Source organism: Streptomyces turgidiscabies Car8 (genome assembly GCF_000331005.1).
Lineage (GTDB): Bacteria > Actinomycetota > Actinomycetes > Streptomycetales > Streptomycetaceae > Streptomyces > Streptomyces turgidiscabies.
In genome coordinates this window covers 1-25,943 of the sequence record NZ_AEJB01000172.1, presented here as the reverse complement: position 1 = coordinate 25,943, position 25,943 = coordinate 1, and the positions used below count along the sequence as shown (strand labels likewise).

At 71.1% G+C, this 25,943-nt stretch carries 24 protein-coding genes; 10 read left to right on the top strand and 14 right to left on the bottom strand.

Annotated features, from left to right (window positions below):
* Positions 1-178 precede the first annotated feature (178 nt).
* Entirely contained in the window at positions 179-808 is a 630-nt protein-coding gene (locus STRTUCAR8_RS10770) for a DoxX family membrane protein (protein ID WP_044471993.1), read from the bottom strand.
* A gap of 223 nt (positions 809-1,031) precedes the next feature.
* Here STRTUCAR8_RS10770 and STRTUCAR8_RS10765 point away from each other — a divergent pair, with 223 nt between their 5' ends.
* Complete coding sequence (locus STRTUCAR8_RS10765; protein WP_006375650.1) at positions 1,032-2,753, top strand: SulP family inorganic anion transporter; 1,722 nt, start codon at positions 1,032-1,034, stop codon at positions 2,751-2,753.
* Here STRTUCAR8_RS10765 and pflA read toward each other — a convergent pair.
* The 5 genes from pflA to STRTUCAR8_RS10735 form a co-directional block, all read right to left on the bottom strand.
* Positions 2,747-3,493: a pyruvate formate-lyase-activating protein gene (gene pflA, locus STRTUCAR8_RS10760; RefSeq protein ID WP_006375630.1), complete on the bottom strand. Its 747-nt coding sequence runs from the start codon at positions 3,491-3,493 to the stop codon at positions 2,747-2,749. The genes STRTUCAR8_RS10765 and pflA overlap by 7 nt on opposite strands.
* Positions 3,490-5,787, bottom strand: coding sequence for a formate C-acetyltransferase (pflB, locus tag STRTUCAR8_RS10755; RefSeq protein WP_006375641.1), 2,298 nt, complete (start codon positions 5,785-5,787; stop codon positions 3,490-3,492). The genes pflA and pflB overlap by 4 nt, the downstream gene beginning before the upstream one ends.
* A gap of 150 nt (positions 5,788-5,937) precedes the next feature.
* The gene (locus STRTUCAR8_RS10750) at positions 5,938-6,768 is read right to left on the bottom strand and encodes a universal stress protein (RefSeq protein WP_006375631.1); all 831 of its coding nucleotides are present in this window, start codon (positions 6,766-6,768) and stop codon (positions 5,938-5,940) included.
* A gap of 53 nt (positions 6,769-6,821) precedes the next feature.
* Complete coding sequence (locus STRTUCAR8_RS10745; RefSeq protein ID WP_006375635.1) at positions 6,822-7,730, bottom strand: universal stress protein; 909 nt, start codon at positions 7,728-7,730, stop codon at positions 6,822-6,824.
* A 438-nt stretch (positions 7,731-8,168) separates the two neighbouring features.
* Positions 8,169-8,372, bottom strand: a complete 204-nt coding sequence (locus tag STRTUCAR8_RS10735) for a hypothetical protein (RefSeq protein WP_006375644.1) — start codon at positions 8,370-8,372, stop codon at positions 8,169-8,171.
* A gap of 202 nt (positions 8,373-8,574) precedes the next feature.
* Here STRTUCAR8_RS10735 and STRTUCAR8_RS10730 point away from each other — a divergent pair, with 202 nt between their 5' ends.
* Positions 8,575-9,039: a cyclic nucleotide-binding domain-containing protein gene (locus STRTUCAR8_RS10730; RefSeq protein ID WP_006375665.1), complete on the top strand. Its 465-nt coding sequence runs from the start codon at positions 8,575-8,577 to the stop codon at positions 9,037-9,039.
* An 82-nt stretch (positions 9,040-9,121) separates the two neighbouring features.
* Here the strand turns inward: STRTUCAR8_RS10730 and STRTUCAR8_RS10725 are convergent, their stop codons facing one another.
* Complete coding sequence (locus STRTUCAR8_RS10725; protein WP_143666434.1) at positions 9,122-9,412, bottom strand: hypothetical protein; 291 nt, start codon at positions 9,410-9,412, stop codon at positions 9,122-9,124.
* Between the two features lie 464 nt (positions 9,413-9,876).
* Between STRTUCAR8_RS10725 and STRTUCAR8_RS10720 the strand changes: the two genes are divergently transcribed.
* Positions 9,877-11,238 carry an aminopeptidase P family protein gene (locus STRTUCAR8_RS10720; RefSeq protein WP_044471991.1) on the top strand — a complete coding sequence of 454 codons (1,362 nt, stop codon included), beginning with the start codon at positions 9,877-9,879 and terminating at the stop codon, positions 11,236-11,238.
* Between the two features lie 39 nt (positions 11,239-11,277).
* Here the strand turns inward: STRTUCAR8_RS10720 and STRTUCAR8_RS10715 are convergent, their stop codons facing one another.
* A complete protein-coding gene (locus STRTUCAR8_RS10715; protein ID WP_006375661.1) occupies positions 11,278-11,736 on the bottom strand; it encodes a DUF6299 family protein in 459 nt (152 codons plus the stop codon).
* 302 nt (positions 11,737-12,038) lie between these two features.
* On the opposite strand from STRTUCAR8_RS10715, the gene STRTUCAR8_RS10710 reads away from it, so the two are divergent.
* Positions 12,039-12,227 (top strand): DUF5999 family protein, encoded by a 189-nt coding sequence (locus STRTUCAR8_RS10710; RefSeq protein ID WP_006375664.1) that lies wholly within the window; start codon positions 12,039-12,041, stop codon positions 12,225-12,227.
* Between the two features lie 23 nt (positions 12,228-12,250).
* Here STRTUCAR8_RS10710 and STRTUCAR8_RS10705 read toward each other — a convergent pair whose 3' ends face one another.
* Together STRTUCAR8_RS10705 and STRTUCAR8_RS10700 are read right to left on the bottom strand one after the other, a co-directional pair.
* Complete coding sequence (locus STRTUCAR8_RS10705) at positions 12,251-12,649, bottom strand: RidA family protein (RefSeq protein WP_006375663.1); 399 nt, start codon at positions 12,647-12,649, stop codon at positions 12,251-12,253.
* The gene (locus STRTUCAR8_RS10700; RefSeq protein WP_006375667.1) at positions 12,649-13,797 is read right to left on the bottom strand and encodes an acyl-CoA dehydrogenase family protein; all 1,149 of its coding nucleotides are present in this window, start codon (positions 13,795-13,797) and stop codon (positions 12,649-12,651) included. Before STRTUCAR8_RS10700 ends, STRTUCAR8_RS10705 begins: the two co-directional genes overlap by 1 nt.
* 146 nt (positions 13,798-13,943) lie before the next feature.
* Between STRTUCAR8_RS10700 and STRTUCAR8_RS10695 the strand changes: the two genes are divergently transcribed.
* The 3 genes from STRTUCAR8_RS10695 (at position 13,944) to cysC (ending at position 17,231) form a co-directional block, all read left to right on the top strand.
* A complete protein-coding gene (locus tag STRTUCAR8_RS10695) occupies positions 13,944-15,626 on the top strand; it encodes an AMP-binding protein (protein WP_078507164.1) in 1,683 nt (560 codons plus the stop codon).
* A 75-nt stretch (positions 15,627-15,701) separates the two neighbouring features.
* Complete coding sequence (locus STRTUCAR8_RS10690) at positions 15,702-16,517, top strand: PaaX family transcriptional regulator (protein WP_006375648.1); 816 nt, start codon at positions 15,702-15,704, stop codon at positions 16,515-16,517.
* A gap of 117 nt (positions 16,518-16,634) precedes the next feature.
* Positions 16,635-17,231, top strand: a complete 597-nt coding sequence (gene cysC, locus STRTUCAR8_RS10685) for an adenylyl-sulfate kinase (protein ID WP_006375669.1) — start codon at positions 16,635-16,637, stop codon at positions 17,229-17,231.
* A gap of 30 nt (positions 17,232-17,261) precedes the next feature.
* Here cysC and STRTUCAR8_RS10680 read toward each other — a convergent pair whose 3' ends face one another.
* The gene (locus STRTUCAR8_RS10680; RefSeq protein WP_006375656.1) at positions 17,262-19,598 is read right to left on the bottom strand and encodes a bifunctional salicylyl-CoA 5-hydroxylase/oxidoreductase; all 2,337 of its coding nucleotides are present in this window, start codon (positions 19,596-19,598) and stop codon (positions 17,262-17,264) included.
* A 65-nt stretch (positions 19,599-19,663) separates the two neighbouring features.
* The gene (locus STRTUCAR8_RS10675) at positions 19,664-20,494 is read right to left on the bottom strand and encodes an enoyl-CoA hydratase family protein (RefSeq protein ID WP_006375670.1); all 831 of its coding nucleotides are present in this window, start codon (positions 20,492-20,494) and stop codon (positions 19,664-19,666) included.
* Positions 20,495-20,771: 277 nt separating this feature from the next.
* On the opposite strand from STRTUCAR8_RS10675, the gene STRTUCAR8_RS10670 reads away from it, so the two are divergent.
* Positions 20,772-21,224: an ATP-binding protein gene (locus STRTUCAR8_RS10670; protein ID WP_006375639.1), complete on the top strand. Its 453-nt coding sequence runs from the start codon at positions 20,772-20,774 to the stop codon at positions 21,222-21,224.
* Positions 21,225-21,383: 159 nt separating this feature from the next.
* Here the strand turns inward: STRTUCAR8_RS10670 and argF are convergent, their stop codons facing one another.
* Together argF and STRTUCAR8_RS10660 are read right to left on the bottom strand one after the other, a co-directional pair.
* Positions 21,384-22,391, bottom strand: a complete 1,008-nt coding sequence (argF, locus tag STRTUCAR8_RS10665) for an ornithine carbamoyltransferase (RefSeq protein ID WP_006375633.1) — start codon at positions 22,389-22,391, stop codon at positions 21,384-21,386.
* A gap of 112 nt (positions 22,392-22,503) precedes the next feature.
* Positions 22,504-23,730 carry an arginine deiminase gene (locus tag STRTUCAR8_RS10660; protein ID WP_044471987.1) on the bottom strand — a complete coding sequence of 409 codons (1,227 nt, stop codon included), beginning with the start codon at positions 23,728-23,730 and terminating at the stop codon, positions 22,504-22,506.
* A 199-nt stretch (positions 23,731-23,929) separates the two neighbouring features.
* Here STRTUCAR8_RS10660 and STRTUCAR8_RS10655 point away from each other — a divergent pair, with 199 nt between their 5' ends.
* Positions 23,930-24,931 (top strand): SPFH domain-containing protein, encoded by a 1,002-nt coding sequence (locus STRTUCAR8_RS10655; protein ID WP_006375637.1) that lies wholly within the window; start codon positions 23,930-23,932, stop codon positions 24,929-24,931.
* Entirely contained in the window at positions 24,928-25,827 is a 900-nt protein-coding gene (locus STRTUCAR8_RS10650; RefSeq protein WP_006375658.1) for an NAD(+)/NADH kinase, read from the top strand. The genes STRTUCAR8_RS10655 and STRTUCAR8_RS10650 overlap by 4 nt, the downstream gene beginning before the upstream one ends.
* Positions 25,828-25,943 lie beyond the last annotated feature (116 nt).

The window sequence follows — 25,943 nt, the reverse complement described above, 5'->3', positions numbered from 1 at the left end:
GATGGCTCGGATGCGGGCCGCGGTGGAGGCGGCGTGTGGGGAGGATGCGCATGCGGTGGGAGTGGCACCACCAGCGGGGATGGTCGGCACTGGCGGTGACCTTGGCGACGGCGACAGTTCGGCAGAGGTCGTGGACGGCCGCCTGAGCGTGAGCGGCGGGGAGCCGCTCCTCCCGCGGTCAGCGCAACCACCGGTTGTGGCTGACGAACGGCAGCTTGGCCCACTGCTTGCCGAGCCCCCAGGTGACACCGGCGCCCGCCGCCGCGAGGGTGATGAGGACGACGGCGTAGATGAGGTGGTAGTCCGTGAACGGGTTGGTCGACATGCTCAGCGACCCGTCGGACAGGTGCTTGGCCGGCGGCCATTCCGCGATCCACATCAGCGCCATCATCGCGGTGCCCGCGACGGCGGCGAGCCGCAGCGCGATGCCGCTGACCAGGGCGAGGCCGATGCCCAGCAGACCGAGCATGAACAGCCAGTCCGCCCAGGTGTCCCCGGCCCAGGAGTGGAAGGTGGACTCCATCGGCCCGACGGCCACATGGCCCAGGAAGCCCATGGTGGGCGAGCCGCCGTCGATCCAGCCCTTGCCGGACGGGGTCGCGTAACCGAAGCCGAAGGTCTTGTCGAGAAAGGCCCACAGGAAGACGAACCCGCTGAGCAGGCGCAGGGAGGCGAGAGCGTAGGCCTGCGCGGTCTGTGTGTCGGTACGTGCCGACACGGCGGACTCGGGAGCGGAGGCGATCCTGTTCCTGCGCAGGGACGGCAGGTGGAAGCCCGGGCGCTGGTGAGGGTGCTCGTGCACGGCCATGGTGGTGATCCCTTCGGGAACGGTCGGGGTGTTGTCTGACACCCCTTACTCTCGTGCCGTGCAGGGCGTCTCGCGCGATGCCGAAGGTCCGCCGCCGTGGGGCTGAACGGCCCTGTTCCGAGGACGTGTTGGGCTCCGGGCGGGCGACCGGGAGCGGCCCCGTCCCTCGCGATCGCCCACCCGTACATGGATCATGAGCTCACTCGGCAGAAGAAGGAGGCCCATGTCCCAGAGCCCGGGCAGACCCGTTCCCGTGTGGCACCGTCTGGCGCCGGGGCTCCACTCACTGCTCGCCTACCGGCGTACCTGGCTGCGCGGCGACCTGCTGGCCGGGGTCACCGTGGCCGCCTATCTCGTCCCGCAGGTGATGGCGTACGCGGGAGTGGCCGGTCTGCCTCCGGTCACCGGACTGTGGGCGATCCTGCCCGCGCTCGTCCTGTACTCCCTGCTCGGCTCCTCGCGTCTGCTGTCGGTCGGGCCCGAGTCGACGACCGCATTGATGACGGCGACCGTGGTCGGGCCCCTGGCCGCGGGAGATCCGGGCCGCTACGCCACACTGGCAGCCACCCTGGCGATCACCGTCGGGCTGTTGTGTGTCGCGGCCTGGGCGGTGCGGCTGGGCTTCGTCGCGGACCTGCTCTCCCGGCCGGTCCTCGTCGGCTACCTCACGGGCGTGGCACTGATCATGATCGTGGACCAGCTGCCCAAGCTCACCGGGGTCCGCACGACGGGCTCGGCCTTCTTCCCCCAACTGTGGTCCTTCGGAGGGCACCTGTCGCAGATCCATCTCGCCACGCTGCTCCTGGCGGTGGTCCTGCTCGCCTTCGTCCTCGCCGTGGCCCGCTTCTTCCCCGCTGTGCCCGGCCCCCTGCTGGCCGTGGTCCTCGCCACGACGGCAGTGGCCGTCCTCGGCCTCGACGACCGCCACGGCGTCAAGGTGATCGGCGACGTCCCGGCGGGACTGCCCGGCCTGGCCGCCCCGAACCTGGCCGAGCTGCCCCACCTGGTCGTGGCGGCTCTCGGTGTCCTCCTCGTCGGTTACACCGACTTCATCCTCACCGCGCGCGCCTTCACCGGCCCCGCCGACGAGGGAACCGGCCTCGACGCCAACCAGGAGCTACTGGCCCTGGGCGCGGCCAACCTCGGTGCCGGGGCGGTGCACGGATTCCCGGTCAGCAGCAGCGCCAGCCGCACCGCGCTCGCCTCCTCGGCGGGCGCCCGCTCCCAGGCGTACTCACTGTTCGCCGCCGCTGCGGTCCTCGCCGTCCTGCTCTTCCTCAGTCCCCTGCTCACCCGGACCCCGTCGGTCGTGCTGGGCGCGCTCGTGGTCTACGCCGCCCTGCGCATGATCGACCTGGCGGGCTTCCGGCGGCTGGCGGCCTTCCGGCGCCGCGAGCTGCTGCTGGCGCTCGGCTGCCTGGCCGGTGTACTGGCCCTGGACATCCTGTACGGGGTGCTGGTCGCCGTCGGTCTGTCGGTGGCCGAGTTGCTGACCCGGGTCGCGCGCCCCCACGACGCGGTCGAGGGCGTGGTTCCCGGGGTGGCCGGCATGCACGATGTCGACGACTACCCCGCGGCCCGGACGATCCCCGGGCTGGTGGTCTACCGCTACGACTCGCCCCTCTTCTTCGCCAACGCGGAGAACTTCCACCGCCGGGCCCTGGCCGCCGTCGACGAAGTCGGCGACCACGAAGGACCGGTGCGCTGGTTCGTCCTCAACACGGAGGCCAACGTGGAGGTCGACATCACCGCGCTGGACGCCGTGGAGGCACTGCGCCTGGAGCTGACCGGCCGCGGCATCGTCTTCGCCCTCGCCCGCGTCAAGCAGGACCTCCGTGACGATCTGGACGCGTACGGCCTGACGGAGTCCGTCGGCACCGGCCTCATCTTCCCCACCCTGCCGACCGCCGTGGCCGCCTACCGGGAGTGGGGCCGCGCTCAGTAGGCCGCGACGCCCTGGCGTGTGAACTGTTCCCGCACCCGCTCGGTCAGCGCGGGATCGGGAGCGGGGGTGTCGCGCAGCGGGAACGGTATCCCGAGCGCTTCGTACTTCGCGGCGCCGAGTCTGTGGAACGGCAGGACGTCCACCCGCTCGACGCTGCCGAGGCCGGCCACGAACCGGGCGAGCCCGTGGACGGCGTCCGGGGCGTCGGTCCAGCCCGGGACCAGGACGTAGCGGATCCACATCGGGACGCCAAGCCGGTCGAGGCGGGTGGCGAAGGAGAGCGTGGGAGCGAGTCGGCCGCCGGTGAGCTTCCGGTAGGTGGTGACGTCGAAGGACTTGATGTCGAGCAGGACCAGGTCGGTGTCGGCGAGGAGTTCGTCGGTGGCGCGGGAGCCCAGGAACCCCGAGGTGTCCAGGGCGGTGTGCAGTCCCGCCTCCTTGCAGCGGCGCAGGATCTCGCGGGTGAAGGCGGACTGGAGCAGCGGCTCCCCGCCGGTGAGTGTCACCCCGCCGCCGGCCGTGGTGATGAAGGCGCGGTACTTCTCGATCTCCGTCATCACCTCGTCGACGGTGGCCTCCCGGCCGTCGCGCATGTGCCAGGTGTCGGGGTTGGCGCAGTACAGGCAGCGCAGCGGGCAGCCGCTCACGAAGAGGACGAAGCGGGTCCCGGGACCGTCCACGCCGGTGGACAGGTCCCAGGAGTGGATCCGGCCCGTCACCGGCTGGGTCGCGGTGTTCACAGCGATTCGTGGAAGGTGCGGCTGATCACATCGAGCTGCTGCTCGCGGGTCAACCTGACGAAGTTGACGGCGTAGCCGGAGACCCGGATGGTCAACTCCGGGTATTTTTCGGGGTGTTCCATGGCGTCTTCCAGCCTGGCGCGGTCAAGCACGTTGACGTTCATGTGGAATCCGCCGGAGGCCGTGTAGGCGTCGAGGATGCCCACCAGGTGGCCCGCACGCTCGTCGGGGGCGTGTCCCAGCCCCTCCGGGGTGATGGTCGTGGTCAGGGAGATGCCGTCGCGGGCCTGCTCGTACGGGAGTTTGGCCACCGACAGCGCGGAGGCGGCGACGCCGTGCCGGTCGCGGCCGTTCATGGGGTTGGCGCCGGGTGCGAAGGGCTGTCCGGCCCGGCGCCCGTCGGGGGTGTTTCCGGTGTGCTTGCCGTAGACGACGTTCGAGGTGATGGTCAGCACCGACTGGGTGTGCTCCGCGTCCCGGTAGGCGGGGTGCTTGCGCACTTTCGCCATGAAGGACTCGACCAGTCCTACGGCGATGCTGTCCGCGCGGTCGTCGTTGTTGCCGTAGGCCGGGAAGTCGCCCTCGGTGCGGAAGTCGACGGCGAGGCCGGTGGCGTCACGGAACACCTTGACCCGCGCGTACTTGACGGCGGACAGGCTGTCGGCGGCGACCGAGAGTCCGGCGATACCGCAGGCCATGAAGCGGTGCACCGGGTGGTCGTGCAGGGCCATCTCGATGCGCTCGTAGGCGTACTTGTCGTGCATGTAGTGGATGACGTTGAGTGTGTTGACGTAGGTGCGGGCGAGCCAGTCGAGGACGTGGTCGTAGGCTGCCGACAGCTGATCGTGGTCCAGGTACTCGCCCGTCAGAGCAGGCGCCTCGGGGGCGATCTGTTCGCCGGTCATCTCGTCCCGGCCGCCGTTGACCGCGCACAGCAGGGCCTTGGCGAGATTGACCCTCGCTCCGAAGAACTGCATCTGCTTCCCGACCGCCATGGCCGAGACACAGCAGGCGATCGCGGTGTCGTCACCGGTGCTCGGGCGCATCAGCTCGTCGGACTCGTACTGGACCGCGCTGGTGTCGATGGACACCTGGGCGCAGAACTCCTTGAAACCGGAGGGCAGTCGGGGCGACCACAGCACGGTGAGGTTGGGTTCCGGGGCGGGGCCGAGGTTGTAGAGGGTCCGCAGGAAGCGGAAGGAGGTACGGGTGACCAGCGGGCGCCCGTCGCTTCCGATGCCGCCGATCGACTCCGTCACCCAGGTCGGGTCGCCGGAGAACAGGGCGTCGTACTCGGGGGTGCGCAGGAACCGTACGATCCGCAGCTTGATCACGAAGTCGTCGATCAGTTCCTGGGCGCGGGACTCGTCGAGGATCCCCTCGTCCAGGTCCCGCTGCAGGTAGACGTCGAGGAAGGTGGAGGTGCGGCCCAGCGACATCGCGGCGCCGTTCTGCTCCTTCACCGCGGCGAGATAGCCGAGGTAGAGCCACTGCACCGCCTCGTGGGCGGTGGTCGCGGGCCGGGTGACGTCACAGCCATAGGTGGCCGCCATCTCCGTCAGCTCCCCCAACGCCCGTATCTGCTCGGCGAGTTCCTCACGGTCGCGGATGACGTCCTGGTGCGACGGCTCGGTGTCCAGCCGGGCACGCTCCGCGCGCTTGTCCTCCACCAGGCGGTCGGTGCCGTACAGCGCGACGCGCCGGTAGTCGCCGATGATCCGGCCCCGGCCGTAGGCGTCCGGCAGCCCGGTGATGATCCCGGCCCTGCGGGCGGCCTTCATCTCGGCGGTGTACGCGTCGAACACCCCGTCGTTGTGGGTCTTGCGATAGGTCCCGAAGACGCGCGTGACGAACGGGTCGGGCTCGTACCCGTACGCCCTCAGCCCGCTCTGGACCATTCGCAGGCCGCCGTTCGGCATGATCGCCCGCTTCAGCGGGGCGTCGGTCTGCAGTCCGACGATCAACTCCCGCTCACGGTCGATGTATCCGGGCGCGTGCGAGGTGATCGTCGACGGAGTCGCGGTGTCCACGTCGAGGACGCCACGGCGTCGTTCTTCCGGGAACAGGGCGCTGACCGCCTCCCACACGGCTCGGGTCCGGTCCGTGGGACCGGCCAGGAAGGCGGAATCGCCCTCGTACGGCGTGTAGTTGGCCTGGATGAAGTCGCGCACGTCGATCCTCCCCCAGCCTTCGGCCGGGGGGACCCCCATCTCGCTTCGCTCGCGCCAGGCCGTGCCGGCGAAGCCACGCCAGGCCTCGGGCGCCCGGGTTCCGGCCGTCGTCGTTGCTGTCATCGCCGGTTCTCTCCCTCACTTCGCACGGGAATGCCTTGCTTTCGATACTCGTGAGGCGCGACGGCCGCCGGGAGGGCCGGGCAGCGCACCCCAATCTCGCCGTCCGTCCCTGCCCGTGGGGCCGTTCGGCCCATGCCGGCGCGCATCTGTTCACGTGGGGGAGGGCCTGGTGCTCTCCTGCCCCGCGGTAACCACCAGCACCGGGCAGTGGGCCCGATTCAGCAACATGCGGGTCCCGGAACCGAGGTGGCGTCCATGGCCGCCCGAACCAGATCGGCAGCCGATGACGACGAGGTCGGACGTACGGGTGGCCTCCAGCAGGGCCTGCGTCGAGGCGGGGCCGGCGTCCTGGGTCTCCCTCTGGACGCGCGGGTACCGCTCGCCCTGTCCCACCAGCACATCGCCGGCGGGGACGACGTGTGCCGCGGCGGCCTCGCTTCGGCGGGGCTGTACCGGCGCCGAAGCCGGGCGGCGATACGCGGGGGGCCGAAGGATGCGCAGCCCGGCGCCGCGGAGTCCCGCTTCGTGGATGGCGTACGCGGCCGTGTCGGCGTCTGCGTCTGCATCGAGGACGAGCAGTACCTCGTTGTGCAGGTGCGGTGGGGAGTCGCCGCGTATGACCAGCAGCGGGCCGTGCGCGTGCGCGGCCAGGCTCCGGCTCACCGAGTCCAGCACCGTACCCGCGAGCTCGCCGGGGCTCCGGTGGCCGACGACGGTCAGCGCGGCCTCACGTCCGCGTTCCGCCAGCACGGCCGCCGGGTGCCCCCCGACGGGGACCGTGACGACCGGCAGGCCCGGATGGCGGTAGGCCACCCGGGAGGCGGCAGACGCCAGCTCCGGCCAGGCCTCGTCGAGGTCGGGCACGGCGTACACGATCTCCAGGGTGGTGGCGCGCAGGGCCGCCTCGTCGGCGGCCAGATCCAGCGCTCGTACGGCGACGACGGAGCCGTCCACACCAACGACGACGTGACGCGTGGTCATGGCTCTTCCCTCCCTGGGGCCGCCGGTGCCCGGAGCACTCTCACGGCACGGGTTCAGTCGTGCGGGACGACAGCCACCGGGCAGCCGACGTGGTGCAGCACCGCGTGGGTGACAGCGCCGATGTGCGGGCCGAGGCGGGTCTCCCGTGGCCGGCGCCCCACTACGACGAGAGAGGCTCCGGCCGACGCCCGCACCAGCGCGGTGGCGGCCCGTCCCTCGGATACGGTCTCAGTCACCCGGACCTCGGGATACTTCTCGCACCACGGGCGCAGCGCCGCGACCACGGAGTGTTCCTGTGCGGCGAGCAGTTCGGGGCCGGTGGGTGGGACCGGGCCCCCGTCGGCGACGTGGAAGGGCGGGGCGTTGAAGGCGTGGATCACGTGCAGCGCGGCGTCGCGGCGCCGAGCGGACGTGAAGGCGAAGTCGATCAGTTCGTCGCAGGGGTGTTGGGTATCCAGTCCCAGGACGACATCGCGGTACGGGGTCTCAGGTATCTCGTCCGGCGCGACTCCGTCCGAAACCGACAGGTGTTCATCGGCAGAAGAATCGCCCGCCCGTACGAGCACGACCGGGCGGGCGGACCTGGCGATGACCCGCTGGGACACCGAGCCGGTCATGAATCCCGCGACGCCACCGAGACCTCGGGACCCGAGGACCAGCAGCTCCGTCTCCTCGGCCGCCACGAGAAGGGCGTCCACCGCGGAGTCGCGCACCAGGTGCTCCTCGACCCGCAGCCCGGGGTGCGCGGCACGGATACCGCCCAGCGCCGTGTCCAGGGTCTCCTCGGCCCAGCTCCGCTCGCTCCGGTCCGCGGGAACGAAGGGTGCGGGATGCGGGTGCAGCGTCCAGGCGTGCACGAGGTTCAGCGCGACGCCGCGACGCACCGCCTCACGGGCCGCCCAGTGCGCGGCGGCAAGGCTCTCGGCGGATCCGTCGATTCCCGTGGTGATGTGCCGAAGCATGGTGGGCTCCTCCTGTGACTGCCGGGCCTACTCGGCCTGCCCGTTCTCCTGCCGAGCCTCGTGCAGGGACACCCTCGCGACCAGGGGCCGCCCAGCCCCTTCGAGGGACCCTTCGGCCCAACGCCCGCCGGTCATGCGCCGAAGCCCACCCGTCGGCCGCAGCTCATCGGCCGCGAAACCGTGAAGCACTGTTCCCGGCCCTGCCGCTACCGTGCCGACATGTCGCACTACCGCCGCCTGGCCACACTGCTCGGCACAGACCCCGCCCAGGCCACGGCCGACGACGTGCGGAAATTGCTGAACAACCCCCTCGCCGCCGAGGGCCAGGATCTCGACCACAAGCTCGAACCGCACGCCAATGGCACGGAGGGTGGAGGCGAACTGGCCAAGGACATCGCCGCGTTCGCGAACTCCACCGGCGGGGTCCTCGTCCTCAGCTCAGTGACGCACCGGAGTCCGGCCGGACCGGTGGGAGACATCGGTCGCCCGCGTGCCCGGCGATCGGCCGTGCGCGGCACGGCGGCGCAGCATCCGCAACGTCAGCGCGTCGAGCACGGCACTGACCACGAAGGTCACCGCCATGGCGATCACCAGGAGGACGGCGAACAGCTTCCAGAAGTCCGGCGTCAGTGTCGTACCCACGGTGCTCACTCCCTTCGACCGGGCTGCCTCACGTGTCTCACGTCTTCATCGAACATCAGGGCAGGCGGCGGCACAGGGTGCCGAAGGGGTCTCGTGCGGTGCCGGATGGCCCGGCCGTGGGACCGGGTGGCCCATGGTTCGCGCCGGAGTACGGGCGCACGCTGGACATGGCAGGTGAGTACGCCCGTCCTGGAGGCCCGTCATGAACACTCCGCCCACTCCCAGCATGCTGCGGGCGCTGCCCGCCGAGCACCGGCACCGGCTGATGCGTATCGCCCGTGAGGTGTCGTTCCCGCAAGGAGTCCGCCTCTTCGAGGAGGGCGGACGCGCCGACCGGTTCTGGATCATCCGCACCGGAACCATCGACCTCGACATGCGGGTCCCCGGCCGCCGGGCCGCCGTCATCGAGACCCTCGGCCACAACGAACTCGTCGGCTGGTCCTGGCTGTTCGCACCACACGCCTGGCATCTCGGAGCCGAGACCGCGACACCTGTACGTGCGTACGAGTTCGACGCCGTGGCCGTACGGGCGATGTGCCAGGACGACCCCGCTCTGGGCCACGCGGTCACCCAGTGGATGGGCGACATCGTCGCGCACCGGCTGCGCTCGGCCCGCACCCGCCTGCTGGACCTGTACGCCCCGTACGGCAGCGGCAGCACCCTGTGACCACAACTGGCTGAGACCCGGCACGAGCAGTCCGACACGACCAAGGAGCCACGGGCCCTGGCGGACGGTGAAGCGGCTCTGGTCAGCGGTAGCCGGCGATCAGGTCGTCCACGGCTCGCCGGAGGCGTACCGGCCACCGGCGTGCGGCCTGGCGGCGAGCGTCACGCGCCTGTTCAGCAGCGTCATGCCGGCTCGTGACGGACACGGGTGTGTGATCGCCGAGAACGCGGAGGCGGCCGTCGTAGGGGCATTCCGGCGCACAGCCTTCGAGGCGGCGGTCGATGCTGCCGGTGGTCAGGTGATACAGGTGCGCGCCGGTGTCGGCGATGCCGCCCGGTGCGGTGCCCGCGCCTCTGAGCGGCCCTCGCGGCAACGGCACAAGCCGAAGCCGGTGCACAGATGGGTCCCGCCTGGCAGCAAACCGCCGCCCGGGCCGTCTGCGTCGACGTGATGCGCCGTCAGCTCTGACTGTAGGGGCGATCACGGCGGTAGCGTTGCGCTGAGGCCGCCGCCGCTCGATAAGGGCTGGTCAGACCCACTCTCATCTACAACTCCACAAACCGAAGCTACTTCGATGGCCGTGAATGTGATAGTGCCCAGGTCAGAGACCTTGTCAACTCTCATTTTCAGGGGCCGCTCTCAGCCGACCTGACCTCAAGACGAAGAAGGTGCCCCCAGGTGTCCAGGGAATCCACGGAGACCAGCCAGACCGCCGAAGTCGTCGAGCTCGCCGAGACCCCCGAACTCCCCGGAACGTCCGAAGCCGCGGAGAGTGCGGAGACGAAGGACCGTAAGAACCGCCTCTACCCGTCCGTCTCGCCCCAGCTGGCCGAGCTGATGACGACGGGGTGGGCCGACACCGAGCTCCAGGACCTGCGCCCCGTGGAGCAGGCGCCGTACGCCGCCGAGCGCCGCGCCGCCCTCTCCGCCCGGTTCCCCGGCGAGCGCCTGATCGTCCCGGCCGGCAACCTCAAGGTCCGCGCCAACGACACGCACTACCCCTTCCGCCCGTCCACCGAGTACGTCCATCTCACCGGCGACCAGACCGAGGACGCGCTCCTCGTCCTCGAACCCCGCGCCGGCGCCGACGGCCATGACGCCACCGCCTATCTGCTGCCCCGCTCCGACCGGGAGAGCGGCGAGTTCTGGCAGGGCGCGGCCCAGGGCGAGCTGTGGGTCGGCCGCCGGCACTCCCTCGCGGAGGCCGAGCAGCTCCTCGGCCTGCCCTGCCGTGATGTGCGCGAGGCCGCCGCCGAACTGCGCGCGGCCCCGGCCGCCCCGACCCGGATCGTGCGCGGCTACGACGCCGGGCTCGAAGCCGCCGTCGCGACGGACGAGGAGCGTGACACCGAGCTGAAGTCGGTGCTGTCCGAGCTGCGTCTGGTGAAGGACGAGTGGGAGATCGGCGAGATGCGCAAGGCGGTCGACTCGACCGTACGCGGATTCACCGATGTCGTACGGGAGTTGGCGACCGCCGTCGCCACCTCGGAGCGCTGGATCGAGGGAACCTTCTTCCGCCGCGCCCGACTTGAGGGCAACGACGTCGGCTACGGCTCGATCTGTGCCGCCGGCGAGCACGCCACGATCATGCACTGGCAGCGCAACGACGGCCAAGTCCGCCCCGGCGAGCTCTTGTTGCTCGACGCGGGTGTGGAGACGAACTCCCTCTACACCGCCGACGTCACCCGCACGCTCCCCATCAGTGGCACCTTCTCCCCGCTCCAGCGGACCATCTACGAAGCGGTGTACGAGGCGCAGGAAGCCGGCATCAGGGCGGTCAAGCCCGGTGCCGCCTACCGGGACTTCCATGTCGCCGCCCAGCGGTACCTGGCCGGGAAGCTCGTCGAGTGGGGCCTCCTGGAGGGCGACCCGGACGACGTGTACGAGCTGGCCCTGCAGCGCCGCTTCACCATGGCCGGCACCGGTCACATGCTCGGCCTGGACGTGCACGACTGCGCGAGGTCGCGCACCGAGGCGTACGTCGACGGCACCCTCGAACCCGGCATGGTCCTCACGGTCGAGCCGGGCCTGTACTTCCAGCCGGACGACCTGACGGTGCCGCCGGAGTACCGGGGCATCGGGGTCCGTATCGAGGACGACATCCTGGTGACGGCGGACGGTCACGAGAACCTGTCGGCCGGGCTGCCCCGTACGTCCGACGAGGTCGAGGAGTGGATGCGGGGGCTGACCGGCGCGTAGCACCGGCCGGCCCCCTCGGCCCCTGGGGCCGGGCGCGGATCAGACCTCCGTGAGGACGACTTCCTGGATCCGCTCCGCGTGGACGGTCGGCATCGGGATGAAGCCCGAGCGGCGGAACTCCACCAGGCTGGTCTTCACCCGCACCGGGCCGGGCCGGTAGGCGCCCGGCTCGGTGGCCTTGGTGTTCGACCACTGGTGCCAGGAGCCGTCACAGCTCGCGGGGATGCTGTCCATGCCGTACCAGACGTTCTCGCCGCGCTCGATGGAGGCGGCGACGCGGACGGAGTCGCCTGCGGCGTTGAGGCAGCGGTAGCTGCCGGCGAGCGTGAGTTCGCCGTCGTGGGTGATGCTGCCGGACTCGACGGTCACCTGGTCGAAGCCCTCGTCCGCGGCCTGGGCCGCGGTCAGGGCGGGGGCGACGGTCAGCAGCGCGGCGCCGGCGACGACGGCCGCGGCACGGGAGAGGGACGAGAGGGACGGCGCGAAGGACAGTGACATGGGGAAACCTCCTTGGGGGGAGTCCACAGGTACTGGTCCCACGCGCCCACGCGCGTGATCATCACCCCTTCGTCGGCGAGTCGCGCGCTCCGACTGCCACGCTTCCGGATCTTTTCCGAATGTCAGGGTGGTGTCACAGCACGTCCGCGTGGTGTCACGCTTCCCCGACACGACTTGGCGCCGGGCCCCCGGCACGGGCATCGTCAGAAGTGGCAAGGAACCATCGCAGGCGAACACCCGAGCACCGAGAACCCGAGCACTCCAGCACCGCCCGAGCACCGCATCCGATCCGGAGGCACACCATGTGTTCACACCAGCCGCCGTGCCCCTCGGCCGACCGCCCCGACCGTGACGCCGCGCACATCGTCGCCTTCCACCCCGAGCAGGGCTGGAACCTCCTGTGCAACGGCGCGATCGTCTTCGACGACACCGGCGAGCTGCTGCCCGACGGCCGCGTGATCGCACCGCACCGCCTGGCGACCGCGGCCTGAAACGACCCCGGCTGCCCGACCCGCTACGGCAGCACCGCGAACCCGTCGAGTTCGACCAGGGCGCGTTCGTCCCAGAGCCGCACGATCCCGACGACCGCCATCGCCGGATAGTCGCGTCCCGCCAACCTCCTCCAGATACCGCCGAGTTGAGGGGCCTGGGCGCGGTATTCGGCGACATCCGTGACGTACACGGTGACGCGGGCCAGGTCGGCGGGCGCGCCACCGGCCGCACGCAGCGCGGCGAGCAGGTTCGCGAGGGCCCGCTCGAACTGCTCGGGCAGGGTGTCCCCCACGACCTTTCCGTCGGCGTCGAGCGCGGTCTGCCCCGCGAGGAACACCAGCCGGGAGCCGGTGGCGACGACGGCGTGCGAGAAACCGGTGGGCGGCGAGAGACCGGCCGGATTGACGCGCTCGGCACTCATCAGGCACCCGCCTCCCTGCCCGTGTCCCCGTCCACGTTCTTGTACAACTCCTTCGCGATGACCGACCGTTGGACCTCGCTCGCACCCTCGTAGATACGCGGCGCCCGCACCTCCCGGTAGAGGTGTTCGAGGAGATGGCCGCGCCGCAGTGCCCGCGCGCCGTGCAGCTGGACGGCCGCGTCGACGACGTACTGCGCGCTCTCGGTGGCCAGCAGCTTCGCCATCGCGGCGCGCCCCGGGACGCCTTGTGCGCCTTCGTCGTACGCCGCCGCTGCCGCGTAGACCATCAGCCGGGCCGCCTCCGTGCGCAGGGCCATGTCGGCGACCTGGTGGGCGACGGCCTGGAGGTCCTTCAGCTTGCCGCCGAACGCGTCCCGCCCTGCGGTGTGGGAGAGAGTCGCGTCCAGGGCCGCCTGGGCCATACCGACCGCGAAGGCGCCGACGCTCGGCCTGAACAGGTTCAGGGTGCCCATGGCGACCCGGAATCCGCGGTCGGGTTCGCCGATGACGTCGTCCGAGGTCACCGGTACGGCGTCGAGGGCGAGGGCGCCGATGGGGTGCGGGGAGAGCATGTCGAGGGCGCTGCCGGTGAGGCCGGGCCGGTCGGCGGGGAGCAGGAAGGCCGTGACTCCACGGGCCCCCGCCCCCGCTGTCGTACGGGCGAAGACGGTGTAGAAGTCGGCCTCGGGGGCGTTGGAGATCCAGCACTTCTCGCCGGTGAGGCGCCAGCGGGAGGGACCGTCGGGGGTGGCCGTGAGGGACAGGGCCGCCGCGTCGGAGCCCGCGCCCGGCTCGCTCAGCGCGAACGCGGCCACCGCGCTGCCCTCGCTCACCCGGGGCAGCCAGCGTTCGCGCTGGGCCGGGGTGCCGTGGGCGTGGACGGGATGGGCGCCGAGGCCCTGGAGGGCGAGGGCGGTCTCCGCCTCGGTGCAGGCGTGGGCGAGGGACTCCCGCATCAGGCACAGGTCGAGCGCGCCGGAGGTGAACAGCCGGGAGAGCAGGCCGAGTCGGCCGAGTTCGGCGACGAGGGGGCGATTGACGCGGCCCGGGTCACCTTTCTCGGCGAGTGGGCGCAGCCGGTCGGCGGCCAGCGTGCGCAGCTCGGCACACCAGGCGGCCTGCGCCGGTTCGAGCGAGAATGCGGGCATCGCCGGTCCTCCCTCCGAGGCCGCCGGTAGCGGCTCCCCTCGACGATATCGCGCACCGTTGACTGTCGTCACCAACACGATACGCTCCTTTGGCAGGGCCGGTCCGGCCCACCAGTACGCCCACCACGGCAAGGGGGCGAACCGCGATGGACCCCATGCACACCAGGCAGCCCAAGCAGCCCGGGCACCCCGGGGTGCCCGGATACTGCGGGGCTCCCGAGGAGCGCACCGACCCCGCCCGACGGGCACCCTCGGCCCATGTGGACACCTTCGCGCGCGACCGTCTCCCGCCCCCGGACCAGTGGCCCGACCTCCGCCTCGACCTGCCCGAGCTGCGCTACCCCGACCGGCTGAACTGCGCGGCCGAGCTGCTGAGCGGCCCCGCCGCCGGGCGCCCGGCGTTCCGTACCGCCGTCGGCGAGGTGTGGACGTACGGCGAGCTGCGCACCCGTGTCGACCGGGTCGCGCATGTCCTGACCCGGGATCTCGGGGTCGTGCCCGGAAACCGGGTCCTGCTGCGCGGCCCCACCACGCCCTGGCTCGCGGCCTGCTGGCTGGCGGTACTGAAGGCGGGCGCGGTCGCGGTCACCGTGCTGGCCCAGCAGCGTCCGCAGGAGCTGAGCACGATGTGCGAGATCGCCCAGGTGCGGCACGCGCTGTGCGACATCCGGGCCCTCGACGACCTCGCCGGGGCGGAGATACCGGGGCTGCGGATCACGACGTACGGCGGCGACGGCCTCGACGACCTGCTGAACCGTCCGGTACCCGGCACGCCGTTTCCCGACGTGGACACCGCGGCAGACGACGTGGCGCTGATCGCGTTCACGTCCGGCACCACCGGCCGCCCGAAGGGGTGCATGCACTTTCACCGGGACGTGCTCGCCATAGCCGACACGTTCTCGCGGCACATACTGAAGCCGAACGCCGACGACGTGTTCGCCGGCAGTCCGCCGCTCGGTTTCACCTTCGGGCTGGGCGGCCTGGTGGTCTTTCCGATGCGGGCCGGGGCCAGTGCCCTTCTCCTCGAACAGGCGGGCCCCAAACAGCTGTTGCCGGCCATCGCCGAGCACCGCGTCTCGGTGCTGTTCACGGCGCCGACGGCGTACCGCGCGATGCTCGACGAACTCGACGCCCACGACATCGGCTCACTGCGCCGCTGCGTCTCGGCGGGCGAGAACCTGCCATCGGCCACCTGGCGGGCCTGGTACGAGCGCACCGGCCTGCGGCTGATCAACGGCATCGGCGCGACCGAACTGCTGCACATCTTCATCTCGGCGGCCGACGGGGACATCAGGCCCGGCACGACCGGGGTGCCGGTGCCGGGGTGGCACGCGCGCGTGCAGGACGAGAACGGCGCGCCGGTGCCGGACGGCACGCCCGGGCTGCTCGCGGTGCGCGGTCCGGTGGGGTGCCGGTATCTCGCCGATCCGCGCCAGGGCACGTATGTGCGGGACGGCTGGAACATCACCGGGGACACCTACGTCCGGGACGGCGACGGCTACTTCCGGTACGTGGCCAGGGCCGACGACATGATCATCTCGGCCGGGTACAACATCGCGGGCCCGGAGGTCGAGGAGGCGCTGATGCGCCATCCGGACGTCGTGGAGACCGCGGTGGTGGGGCGGCCCGACGAGGCGCGCGGGCAGGTCGTGGTGGCGTACGCCGTGCTCAAGGAGGGCGTACGGCGGGACAGTGAGGCGCTGCGCGCGTTCGTCAGGAAGGAGCTGGCGCCGTACAAGTGTCCGCGCGAGATCGTCTTCCTGGAAGCCCTGCCCCGGACGGCGACGGGCAAGCTCCAGCGCTTCCGGCTACGCCCCCCGACCAAATGATCTTGACCGAAAGTCATTCACCGAAGGTAGTTGACCAGCGGAAATGGCGAGCAGCAGTGACTTCGGCGGCCTAAAATGATCAACGTGTCCGAACAGCACGCCCCGCGGTCCCTCATCGTCACGCTCTACGGCGCGTACGGCCGTTTCATGCCCGGCCCGGTACCCGTCGCCGAGCTGATCCGGCTCCTCGCCGCGGTCGGCGTCGACGCGCCCTCCGTACGGTCGTCCGTGTCCCGCCTCAAGCGGCGCGGCCTGCTCCTGCCGGCCCGTACGGCGCAGGGCGCGGCCGGGTACGAACTGTCGCCGGAGGCCCGCCAGTTGCTCGACGACGGCGACCGGCGCGTGTACGCCGCCGCCCCGCCCCCGCACGACGAGGGCTGGATCCTCGCCGTGTTCTCCGTCCCCGAGTCGGAGCGGCAGAAGCGCCATGTCCTGCGTTCCCGGCTGGCCGGACTCGGCTTCGGCACGGCGGCTCCGGGCGTGTGGATCGCCCCGGCCCGCCTCTACGAGGAGACGCGCCACACCCTGGAGCGGCTGCGCCTCGACCCGTACGTGGACTTCTTCCGCGGCGATCACCTGGGCTTCGCGGCGACGGGCGAGGCGGTCTCCCGCTGGTGGGACCTGGCCGCGATCGCCAAGGAGCACGAGGCGTTCCTCGACCGCCACGCGCGCGTGCTGCGCGACTGGGAGAAGCGCGAGGACACTCCGCCCGAGGAGGCGTACCGCGACTACCTGGTGGCCCTGGACTCCTGGCGCCACCTCCCGTACACCGACCCCGGCCTCCCCGCCCACCTGCTCCCCGCCGACTGGCCGGGCGTCCGCTCGGCGGCCGTCTTCCAGGGCCTGCACGCCCGGCTGCGGGACGCGGGGGCGGAGTTCGCGGGGTTGTGACCTCTGCCACATCAGGTGCCGCTCACGGAACCCTCAGGTTCCTCTTCGCCTCTTCTCAAGTTTCTTACCTAACGTCCGGGGGGCCGCACGCCGGGAGAGAGACGAGGACTGTTGCGTATGACCACCACGGCCGGGCCCACGCGACCTACCAGGGCTCAGGGAGCCACCGTCTGGCTCACCGGGCTGCCGAGCGCGGGTAAGACGACGATCGCCCAGCTGCTCGGCAGCCGGCTGCGCGCCGAGGGGCACCGGGTGGAGATCCTGGACGGCGACGAGATCCGCCGCTTCCTCTCCGCGGGCCTCGGCTTCTCCCGCGAGGACCGCAACACCAACGTCCAGCGCATCGGACTCGTCTCCGAGGTACTCGCCCGCAACGGCGTCCTGTCCCTCGTCCCGGTGATCGCCCCCTACGCCGACAGCCGCGACGCGGTGCGTAAACGGCACGACGCGAGCGGGACGCCGTACATCGAGGTCCATGTGGCGACCCCGGTCGAGGTGTGCGGCCGGCGGGACGTGAAGGGGCTGTACGCACGGCATGCGGCGGGCCGGCTGACCGGCCTGACCGGCGTCGACGACCCGTACGAGCCGCCGGTGGACCCCGCGCTGACCCTGCCGACACAGGACCAGACCCCGGACCGGTCGGCGGACGCGGTGTACGAGGTGCTCGCGGAGCGGGGGCTCGTGGGAGCGGGGTGTCCGCGCTGTCGCACGTGAGGGCAACGCCGACTGCGGGGACGGCTGCGGTCAACTCCCGAGGGTGAGACGGGGTTTGGGGTCGTCCGTGCGTCCGGTGCGCGGGCGTCGGCCGCCCGCACGGTACGGCGCCGGCCAGACTGCGCCCGGCCCCTCGTAGCCCTGTTCGGCCGCCGCGTGCAGGGTCCAGTTCGGGTCGTAGAGATGGGGGCGCGCCAGCGCGCACAGGTCCGTACGGCCCGCCAGGATCAGGGAGTTGACGTCGTCCCAGGACGAGATCGCGCCGACGGCGATCACCGGCACACCCGTCTCGTGGCGGACGCGGTCGGCGAACGGGGTCTGGTACGAACGGCCGTACTCCGGGCGCTCGTCGGCCACCACCTGGCCGGTCGACACGTCGATCGCGTCGGCGCCGTGGGCGACGAAGGCACGCGCGATCCCGACGGCGTCCTCGGCCGTCGTACCGCCGTCCGCCCAGTCCGTGGCCGAGATACGGACCGTCATGGGACGCCCGTCCGGCCACACCTCCCTTATGGCGTCGAAGACTTCGAGGGGGAAGCGGAGTCGGGCGGCGAGCGGGCCGCCGTACGCGTCCGTGCGGTGGTTGGTGAGCGGGGAGAGGAAGCCGGAGAGCAAGTAGCCGTGGGCGCAGTGGAGTTCGAGCAGGTCGAAGCCGGCGCGGGCGGCTCGGCGCGCGGCTGCCACGAACTGGGCCCGGATCGCGTCGAGTTGCGTGTGCGTCAGCTCGTGCGGGGTCTGACTGTCCGGCCGGTACGGGATCGGGGACGCGGCGACCAGGGGCCAGTTGCCCTGGTCCAGGGGCTCGTCGATGCCCTCCCACATCAGTTTCGTCGAGCCCTTACGGCCGGAGTGTCCGAGCTGGACGCCGAGGGCGGTGCCGGAGGCCTGGGAGTGGACGAAGGCGGCTATGCGCTGCCAGGCCTCGGCCTGTTCCTCCGTGTAGAGGCCGGCGCAGCCCGGGGTGATGCGTCCCTCCGCGCTGACGCACACCATCTCGGTCATCACCAGGCCGGCGCCGCCCAGCGCTCTCGCACCCAGGTGGACGAGGTGGAAGTCGCCGGGGACGCCGTCGGCGGCCGAGTACATGTCCATGGGGGACACGACGACCCGGTTACGGAGGGTCAGTTCGCGCATCCGGAAGGGCGTGAACATCGGCGGGGTGGCGGGTGGGCACCCGAACTCCCGCTCCACGGCGGCGGTGAAGCGCGGGTCGCGCAGCCGCAGGTTGTCGTGGGTGACGCGTCGGCTGCGGGTGAGGAGGTTGAACGCGAACTGGCGGGGCGGCTGGTCCTGGTAGAGGGGAAGGTTCTCGAACCACTCCAGGCTTGCCCGGGCCGCCCGCTGGGTGGAGGCGACGACGGGCCGCCGCTCCTCCTCGTACGCCGCCAGCGCCTCGGCCAGGGTCGGCCGCTCCTCCAGACAGGCGGCGAGCGCGAGGGCGTCCTCGACGGCGAGCTTGGTGCCGGAGCCGATGGAGAAGTGCGCGGTGTGGGCGGCGTCCCCGAGGAGGACGACGTTGCCGTGCGACCAGCGGTCGTTGGCGACCGTACGGAACGTGGTCCACGCCGGTCTGTTCGCGCGCAACGGCCGTCCGCCGAGGGCGTCCGTGAAGATCTTGGCGCAGCGTTCGACCGACGCGGCGACGTCCGGTCCGTCGAAACCCGCCGCCCGCCACACCTCCTCCCGCATCTCGACGATCACGGTCGAGGCGTCGAATTGATTCTGCGGCCCGGAGGGCCCCGTTGAGGGGTGGTGGTCGGGCGACGGGCGGGAGTACGGGTATCCGTGCAGCTGCATCACGCCGTGCTCCGTCTCCGCGATCTCGAAGCGGAAGGCGTCGAGGGCGAAGTCGGCGGCGAGCCAGAGGTAACGGCAGCGGTGGCTGGTCAGCCGGGGGCGGAACTCGTGGGCGTAGGCCTCACGGGTGGTGCTGTTCACCCCGTCGGCGGCGATGACCAGGTCGTACGTCTCCGCCAGCCACGCCGGGTACGGGGCCTCCGTACGGAAGCGCAGCTCGACTCCGAGTGAGCGGCAGCGGGTGTGCAGGATCTCCAGGAGCCGACGCCTGCCGAGGGCGGCGAAGCCGTGTCCGCCGGAGGTGTGGCGGGTGTCGCGGTGGACGATGTCGATGTCGTCCCAGCGGACGAAGTGCTGTTGCAGGGCGGCGTGGACCACGGGGTCGGCGTGTTCGATGCCACCGAGGGTCTCGTCGGAGAGGACCACTCCGAAGCCGAAGGTGTCTTCGGGGGCGTTGCGTTCCCAGAGGGTGATCTGCCGGTCGGGTCGCAGGCGTTTGAGGAGGGCGGCGGCGTAGAGGCCGCCGGGGCCGCCGCCGATGATCGCGATGCGTCTGGGGTGGCTGGTCATTGTTGGCGACTGCGGGCCGTCGGTGGCTGGTCGCGCAGTTCCCCGCGCCCCTTGGGTGGGCACGGTTACCGTCCGCTCCATTTGGGGGGGCGTTTTTCTGTGAACGCCGCGTGGAATTCGACGTAGTCCTCGCCGGTCATCAGGAGGGCCTGCGTGGCGGCGTCCAGTTCCACGGCTGCCGCCAGCGGCATGTCCAGTTCGGCGGTGAGGAGGGCCTTCGTCTGCGCGTACGCCAGTGCCGGGCCCTCCGCGAGGCGGCGGGCCAGCGTCTGGGCGGCCTCGTCGGCGCGGCCCTCGTCGGTCAGTTCGCTGATCAGGCCGATGCGCTCGGCCTCGGGCGCCCGCACCGGTTCGCCGAGCATCAGCAGACGGGTCGCGTGGCCGAGTCCGACGACCCGGGGCAGGAGGTAGGCGGCGCCCATGTCGCCGCCGGAGAGGCCGACCCGGGTGAAGAGGAACGCGAAGCGCACCGACGGGTCGGCGACACGGAAGTCCGCGGCCAGCGCGAGCACCGCGCCGGCGCCCGCCGCCACCCCGTGCACCGCGGCGATCACCGGGAACGGGCACTCCCGTACGGCCCGCACGACCTGCCCGGTCATGCGGTTGAAGTCGAGCAGTTGGGCGGTGTCCATGGAGAGGGTGGCGCCGATGATCTCGTCGACGTCTCCGCCGGAGCAGAAGCCGCGCCCCTCGCCGGCCAGTACCAGTGCCCGTACCGACCGCTCCCGGGACAGCTCGGCGAGCAGGTCGCGCAGGTCGGCGTAGGCGCCGAAGGTGAGGGCGTTGAGTTTCTCGGGGCGGGCGAGGGTGACGGTGGCCACGCCGGTGGGGGCGAGGTCGACGCGGAGGTGATCCCAGGCGGAGGTGCGGGGGGTCGAGCCGGTGAAGGGACTCATGCGCGGCCTCCGCGTCGAGGGGGGACGGCTTCCTACGAAGCTATCACCTATCTGTGACTGTCGTCATGAGTTCGCGATAGAGCCTCTGTTTCGGTGATCCCGTCCGGTCACGAGGTGTCAATAGCGCGGTAACAGTGGGAGTGGTCGAGGGAGACAGGCCGTTGGTCTGGGTAAGTCGACGGTGAGCGGGACCGAAGGTCCCGCCCGGCGCCCGACCAGCGCCCCTGCCGGACCCCGCCGTACCCTTCCTATTGTTGAAAGCAGGACAGCCTGCTCCATGAACGGAACCGCCGTGCAAGAACTCCCCGCCCCCGCCTCCTGGCGTATCGCCCTGCCGCACACCGCCGCGGCGGTGCCTGTCGCCCGCGCGCTGGTCCGTACGGCTCTGACCGAGCTGGAGCACGCGGCGGCGGACTGCGACACGGCGGAACTGCTCACCGCCGAGCTGGTGGCGAACGCCGTGGAGCACACGGCAGGGGACGCGCCGATAGAGCTGGTGGTGGAGCTGCTGCCGACCAGCTGCCAGGTCGAGGTGCACGACCGCGACCCGGCACCGCCGGGAAATCTGACGCGCCCGCTGTCGGAGGAACCGGATCCCTGGCAGGAACACGGCCGAGGGCTGCTGCTGATCCGAACCCTGAGCTCATCCTGCGGCCACCGCCCCACGGAGTCCGGCAAGGCGGTGTGGTTCCGGGTACCTGTGGTACCGGCACAGTGGCGCCGACAGTAGGCGTTCCAGCCCGTTCGGCGTTTGAGGACGCAGGCGCGCATTTCCAGCCCGTCCGGCGATTGAGGACGAGCGCGTTCAGCGCGACAGGGGGGTCTGGGGGCGCAGCCCCCAGGAACGGGATGGGACGGGTAGGGGCGGCGGGGGCGAAGAAAAGCCCCCCTACGCCAGCGAAGCGACCAGCACGGCCTTGATCGTGTGCAGCCGATTCTCCGCCTCGTCGAACACCACCGAGTGCCCCGACTCGAACACCTCGTCCGTGACCTCCAGCGACTCCAGCCCGTACGTCTCGTGTATCTCGCGCCCCACCTTCGACCCGAGATCATGGAACGCCGGCAGACAGTGCAGGAACTTCACGTCCGCGTTCCCCGTCGCCCGCAGGACGTCCATCGTCACGGCATACGGAACCAGCGCGGCGATCCGTTCCGCCCACACCGCCTTCGGCTCCCCCATCGACACCCACACGTCGGTGGCGACGAAGTCGGCGCCCCGGACACCCGCCGCCACATCCTCGGTCAGCGTCACCCGCGCACCGCTCACCTCCGCCAGCTTCCGCGCACCGGCGACGACGTCCTCGGCGGGCCAGTAGGCCTGCGGTGCGACGATCCGTACGTCCATGCCGAGCAGCGCGCCGGTGATCAGATACGAGTTGCCCATGTTGAAGCGCGCGTCGCCGAGGTAGGCGAAGGCGATCTCCTTCAGGGGCTTGTCGCTGTGCTCGGTCATCGTCAGCACGTCGGCCAGCATCTGGGTGGGGTGCCAGTCGTCGGTCAGGCCGTTGAACACCGGCACGCCCGCATACGCGGCCAGCTCCTCCACCGCCGCCTGACTGTCGCCCCGGAACTCGATCCCGTCGTACATCCGCCCGAGCACCCGGGCGGTGTCCTTGACGGACTCCTTGTGCCCGATCTGCGAGCCCGACGGGTCGAGGTACGTCGTCGAGGCCCCCTGATCCGCCGCCGCGACCTCGAACGCGCAGCGCGTGCGCGTCGAGGTCTTCTCGAAGATCAGCGCGATGTTCTTGCCGGTCAGGTACCGCGTCTCCGTCCCCGCCTTCTTCGCCGCCTTGAGCTCGGCGGCGAGGTCGAGCAGCCCGCGGAACTCCTCCTCGGTGAAATCCAGCTCCTTGAGGAAGTGGCGCCCGGCGAGGGCGGTCGGGACGGTCGCCATGGGGGCACTCCAAGTGATCCGGCAGGACGTACGGGACGTGGACGAATGGAAGTCTATACGACTCCTTACATTTCTATGCGGAAAGGTTTTCGAGCGAGCACCCGACAGCCGACTACGTCACCGCGTCCCGCTCCACCGGGCAGCTCATACAGCGCGGCCCGCCCCTCCCCCGCCCCAGCTCACTGCCCGGGATCTCTATGACCTCCAGGCCCTGCTTGCGCAGATGCGTGTTGGTGGTCGCGTTGCGTTCGTACGCGACGACCACACCCGGCTCGACGGCGAGGACGTTGCACCCGTCGTCCCACTGCTCACGCTCGGCCGCGTGCACGTCCTGGGTCGCGGTCAGGACGCGGATCTCGCTCAGTCCGAGTGCGGCGGCGATCGCCCGGTGCATGTGCTCCGGCGGATGGTCGGTGACCTTCAACTCCTTGTCCCCGACGCCCGGTTCAATGGTGTAGGAGCGGAGCATGCCGAGTCCGGCGTACTGGGTGAAGGTGTCTCCGTCGACCATCGTCATCACGGTGTCCAGGTGCATGAACGCGCGCCGCTTGGGCATGTCGAGCGCCACGATCGTCTCGGCCGAACCGGCGGCGAAGAGCTTGTGCGCGAGCATCTCGACCGCCTGGGGCGTGGTCCGCTCGCTCATCCCGATGAGTACTGCACCGTTGCCGATGACGAGGACGTCCCCTCCCTCGATGGTGGAGGGGTAGTCCGCCTGCCCCTCCGACCAGAGGCGGAAGGTTTCGTCACGGAAGAGCGGATGGTGCCGGTAGATCGCCTCGAAGTGCACGGTCTCCCGCTGGCGGGCGGGCCAGCGCATCGCGTTGATGGAGACGCCGTCGTAGATCCAGGCGGACGTGTCACGGGTGAAGAGATGGTTGGGGAGCGGACCGAGGAGGAAGTCGTCCAGGTCCATGACATGAAAACGGACGGAGGTCGGCTCCGGGTGCGCGGCCAGGAACTCGCGTTTGGTGATGCCACCGATGAGCAGTTCGGCCAGCGCGGGGGCGGCCAGGTTCTCGAAGGCGGCGCGGAGATGGTCGGTGGCGAGCGGCCCGTACTCCTTCTCGTCGAAGACACGGTCCAGTACGAGGGTGCGGGCCGCCGGGATCGCCAGGGCCTCGGTGAGCAGGTCGCCGAAGAGGTGGACGGCGACCCCCCGGTCACGCAGGACGTCGGCGAAGCCGTCGTGCTCGGCGCGCGCCCGGCGCACCCACAGGACGTCGTCGAAGAGGAGCGCGTCCTTGTTGCTGGGGGTGAGCCTCTTGAGCTCTAGATCCGGCCGGTGCAGGATGACGCGGCGCAGCCGCCCGGCCTCGGAGTCGACATGGAATCCCATGTCTCCATCCTGACCACTCGGCACCCCGTTCACCCGCTGGTCGGCGGTTTATGTGCGATAACCCTCCTCCTCCCGCTCCGCCATCTCGTCCCCTTGACGATAAGCGAGCCGACCGAATATCGTCCACATGACGACAAGGGATGCGGAAGGGCCCGCGAACAGCGGCTCCCGCACCGGACGAGGGATGGACGACAGACACATGGCCGACATCACCCGGCGCCTCGGCTGGCGCCATCTGCGCGGCACGCCCACCGCCCACATCCGCCATCACCGCTCCGGCCGACTGACCCACGACGGTCCCGGACTCAGCTTCTGGTTCCGCGCCCTGACCGCCACCCTCTCCGAAGTCCCGGTCGACGACCGCGAGTTGGCGATGACCTTCCATGCCCGTACGTCCGACTTCCAGGACGTGGCGGTCCAGGCCACCGTCACCTACCGCATCAGCGACCCCGCCCTGGCAGCCACCCGCCTCGACTTCTCCGTCGACCCGGACACCGGTGTCTGGCGGAGCGCGCCCCTGGAGCAGCTGGCGACGCTGCTGACGGAGACCGCCCAGCAGCACGCCCTGGACGTCCTGGCTCGTACGGCACTGGCGTCCGCGCTGGTCGACGGGGTGGCGTCGGTGCGTGAACGGGTCGCGGCGGGGCTGGCCGCCGAGCCGCGGCTGCCGGCCACGGGCATCGAGGTCGTGGCCGTACGGGTGGTGGCACTGCGGCCGGAGCCCGAGGTGGAGCGGGCGTTGCGGACACCCGCCCGCGAACAGATCCAGCAGGAGGCCGACCGGGCGACCTACGAACGCCGTGCGGTGGCCGTCGAACGCGAGCGGGCCATCGCCGAGAACGAACTGGCCAGCCAGATCGAACTCGCCCGAAGAGAAGAGCAGTTGGTCGACCAGCGGGGCACGAACGCCCGCCGGGAGGCCGAGGAGTACGCGGCGGCCGACGCGGTACGGGCCGAGGCGGAGGCGGCGCGGGTGGTACGGCTCGCGGAGGCGGAGGCCGAGAGCGTACGCGGGGTGGGCGAGGCTCGGGCCCAGGCCCAGACCGCGTGGTTGCACGCCCACGCCGACGCGGATGTGACGATGCTGCACGCCCTGACGGGCACCCGGCTCGCCGAGAACCTGCCCCGGATCGACAGCCTGACGGTGTCACCGGACGTACTGACCGGCCTGCTCGCCAGGCTCGGAGGAGCACAGCAGTGAGCCTCGCTCCGCGGGCCGTTCTGGTCCATCGCACCACGGAGTACGAGGAGTTGGTGGCCCGGCACGGCACCCACGGCCAGGCCGCCTTCTTCCTGCGCTCCCGGGGACGGGACATCGAGGAGATCGCCGAACGCCACCACCGGGCCCGCCGCTCCATGGCGGAGGTGACGGCGGCGATTCCCCTGACCTGGCGTCAGACCCGGGTCGAACGAGCGGACTTGGACCGTTTCCTCTTCGCTCCCGAGGACGTGGTCGTCGTGGTCGGGCAGGACGGGCTGGTGGCGAATGTCGCCAAGTACCTCGCGGGGCAGCCGGTTCTGGGCGTCGACACCGACCCGGGGCGCAATCCCGGGGTCCTGGTAAGGCACCGGCCGACGGACATGGCGAGTCTGCTCCCCGCAGCGCTCGCGCGGAACACCGGCGTCGACGAACTCACCATGGTCGAGGCGGTCGCCGACGACACGCAGCGGCTGCTCGCCCTCAACGAGATCTACCTGGGGGCACCCGGCCACCAGACGGTCCGCTACCGCCTGGGCCTCGACGACGACAGGGGTGCCGTCGAAGCCCAGGCCTCGTCCGGGGTGCTGGTGGGCACGGGCACGGGGGCGAGTGGCTGGCTGCGGTCGGTGTGGCAGGAGCGGGGCGCCACCCTGCCCCTGCCCCGCCCCACCGACGACCGCCTGCTGTGGTTCGTCCGGGAGGCATGGCCTTCGCCGGTCACCGGAACGTCGCTGGTGGCGGGCGAACTGGCGAGGGGCTCCGGGCTCCGGCTCACGGTCGAGTCGGAGCGGCTGGTGGCGTTCGGGGACGGGATGGAGGGGGACGCGCTGCAGTTGACGTGGGGGCAGACGGTACGGGTGGGGGTGTGCGGGGAGCGGCTGCGGCTGGTGGGTTGAGGAGACCTTGACGCCGGAGTTCGACGAGCGAGGTTGCTCCAGCCCAGGCCGTGTTTCCCACCCAGCCCACCCGATTACGGCATCTTCCCAGCGCAGGCCCGCACCCCCAGCCCGTC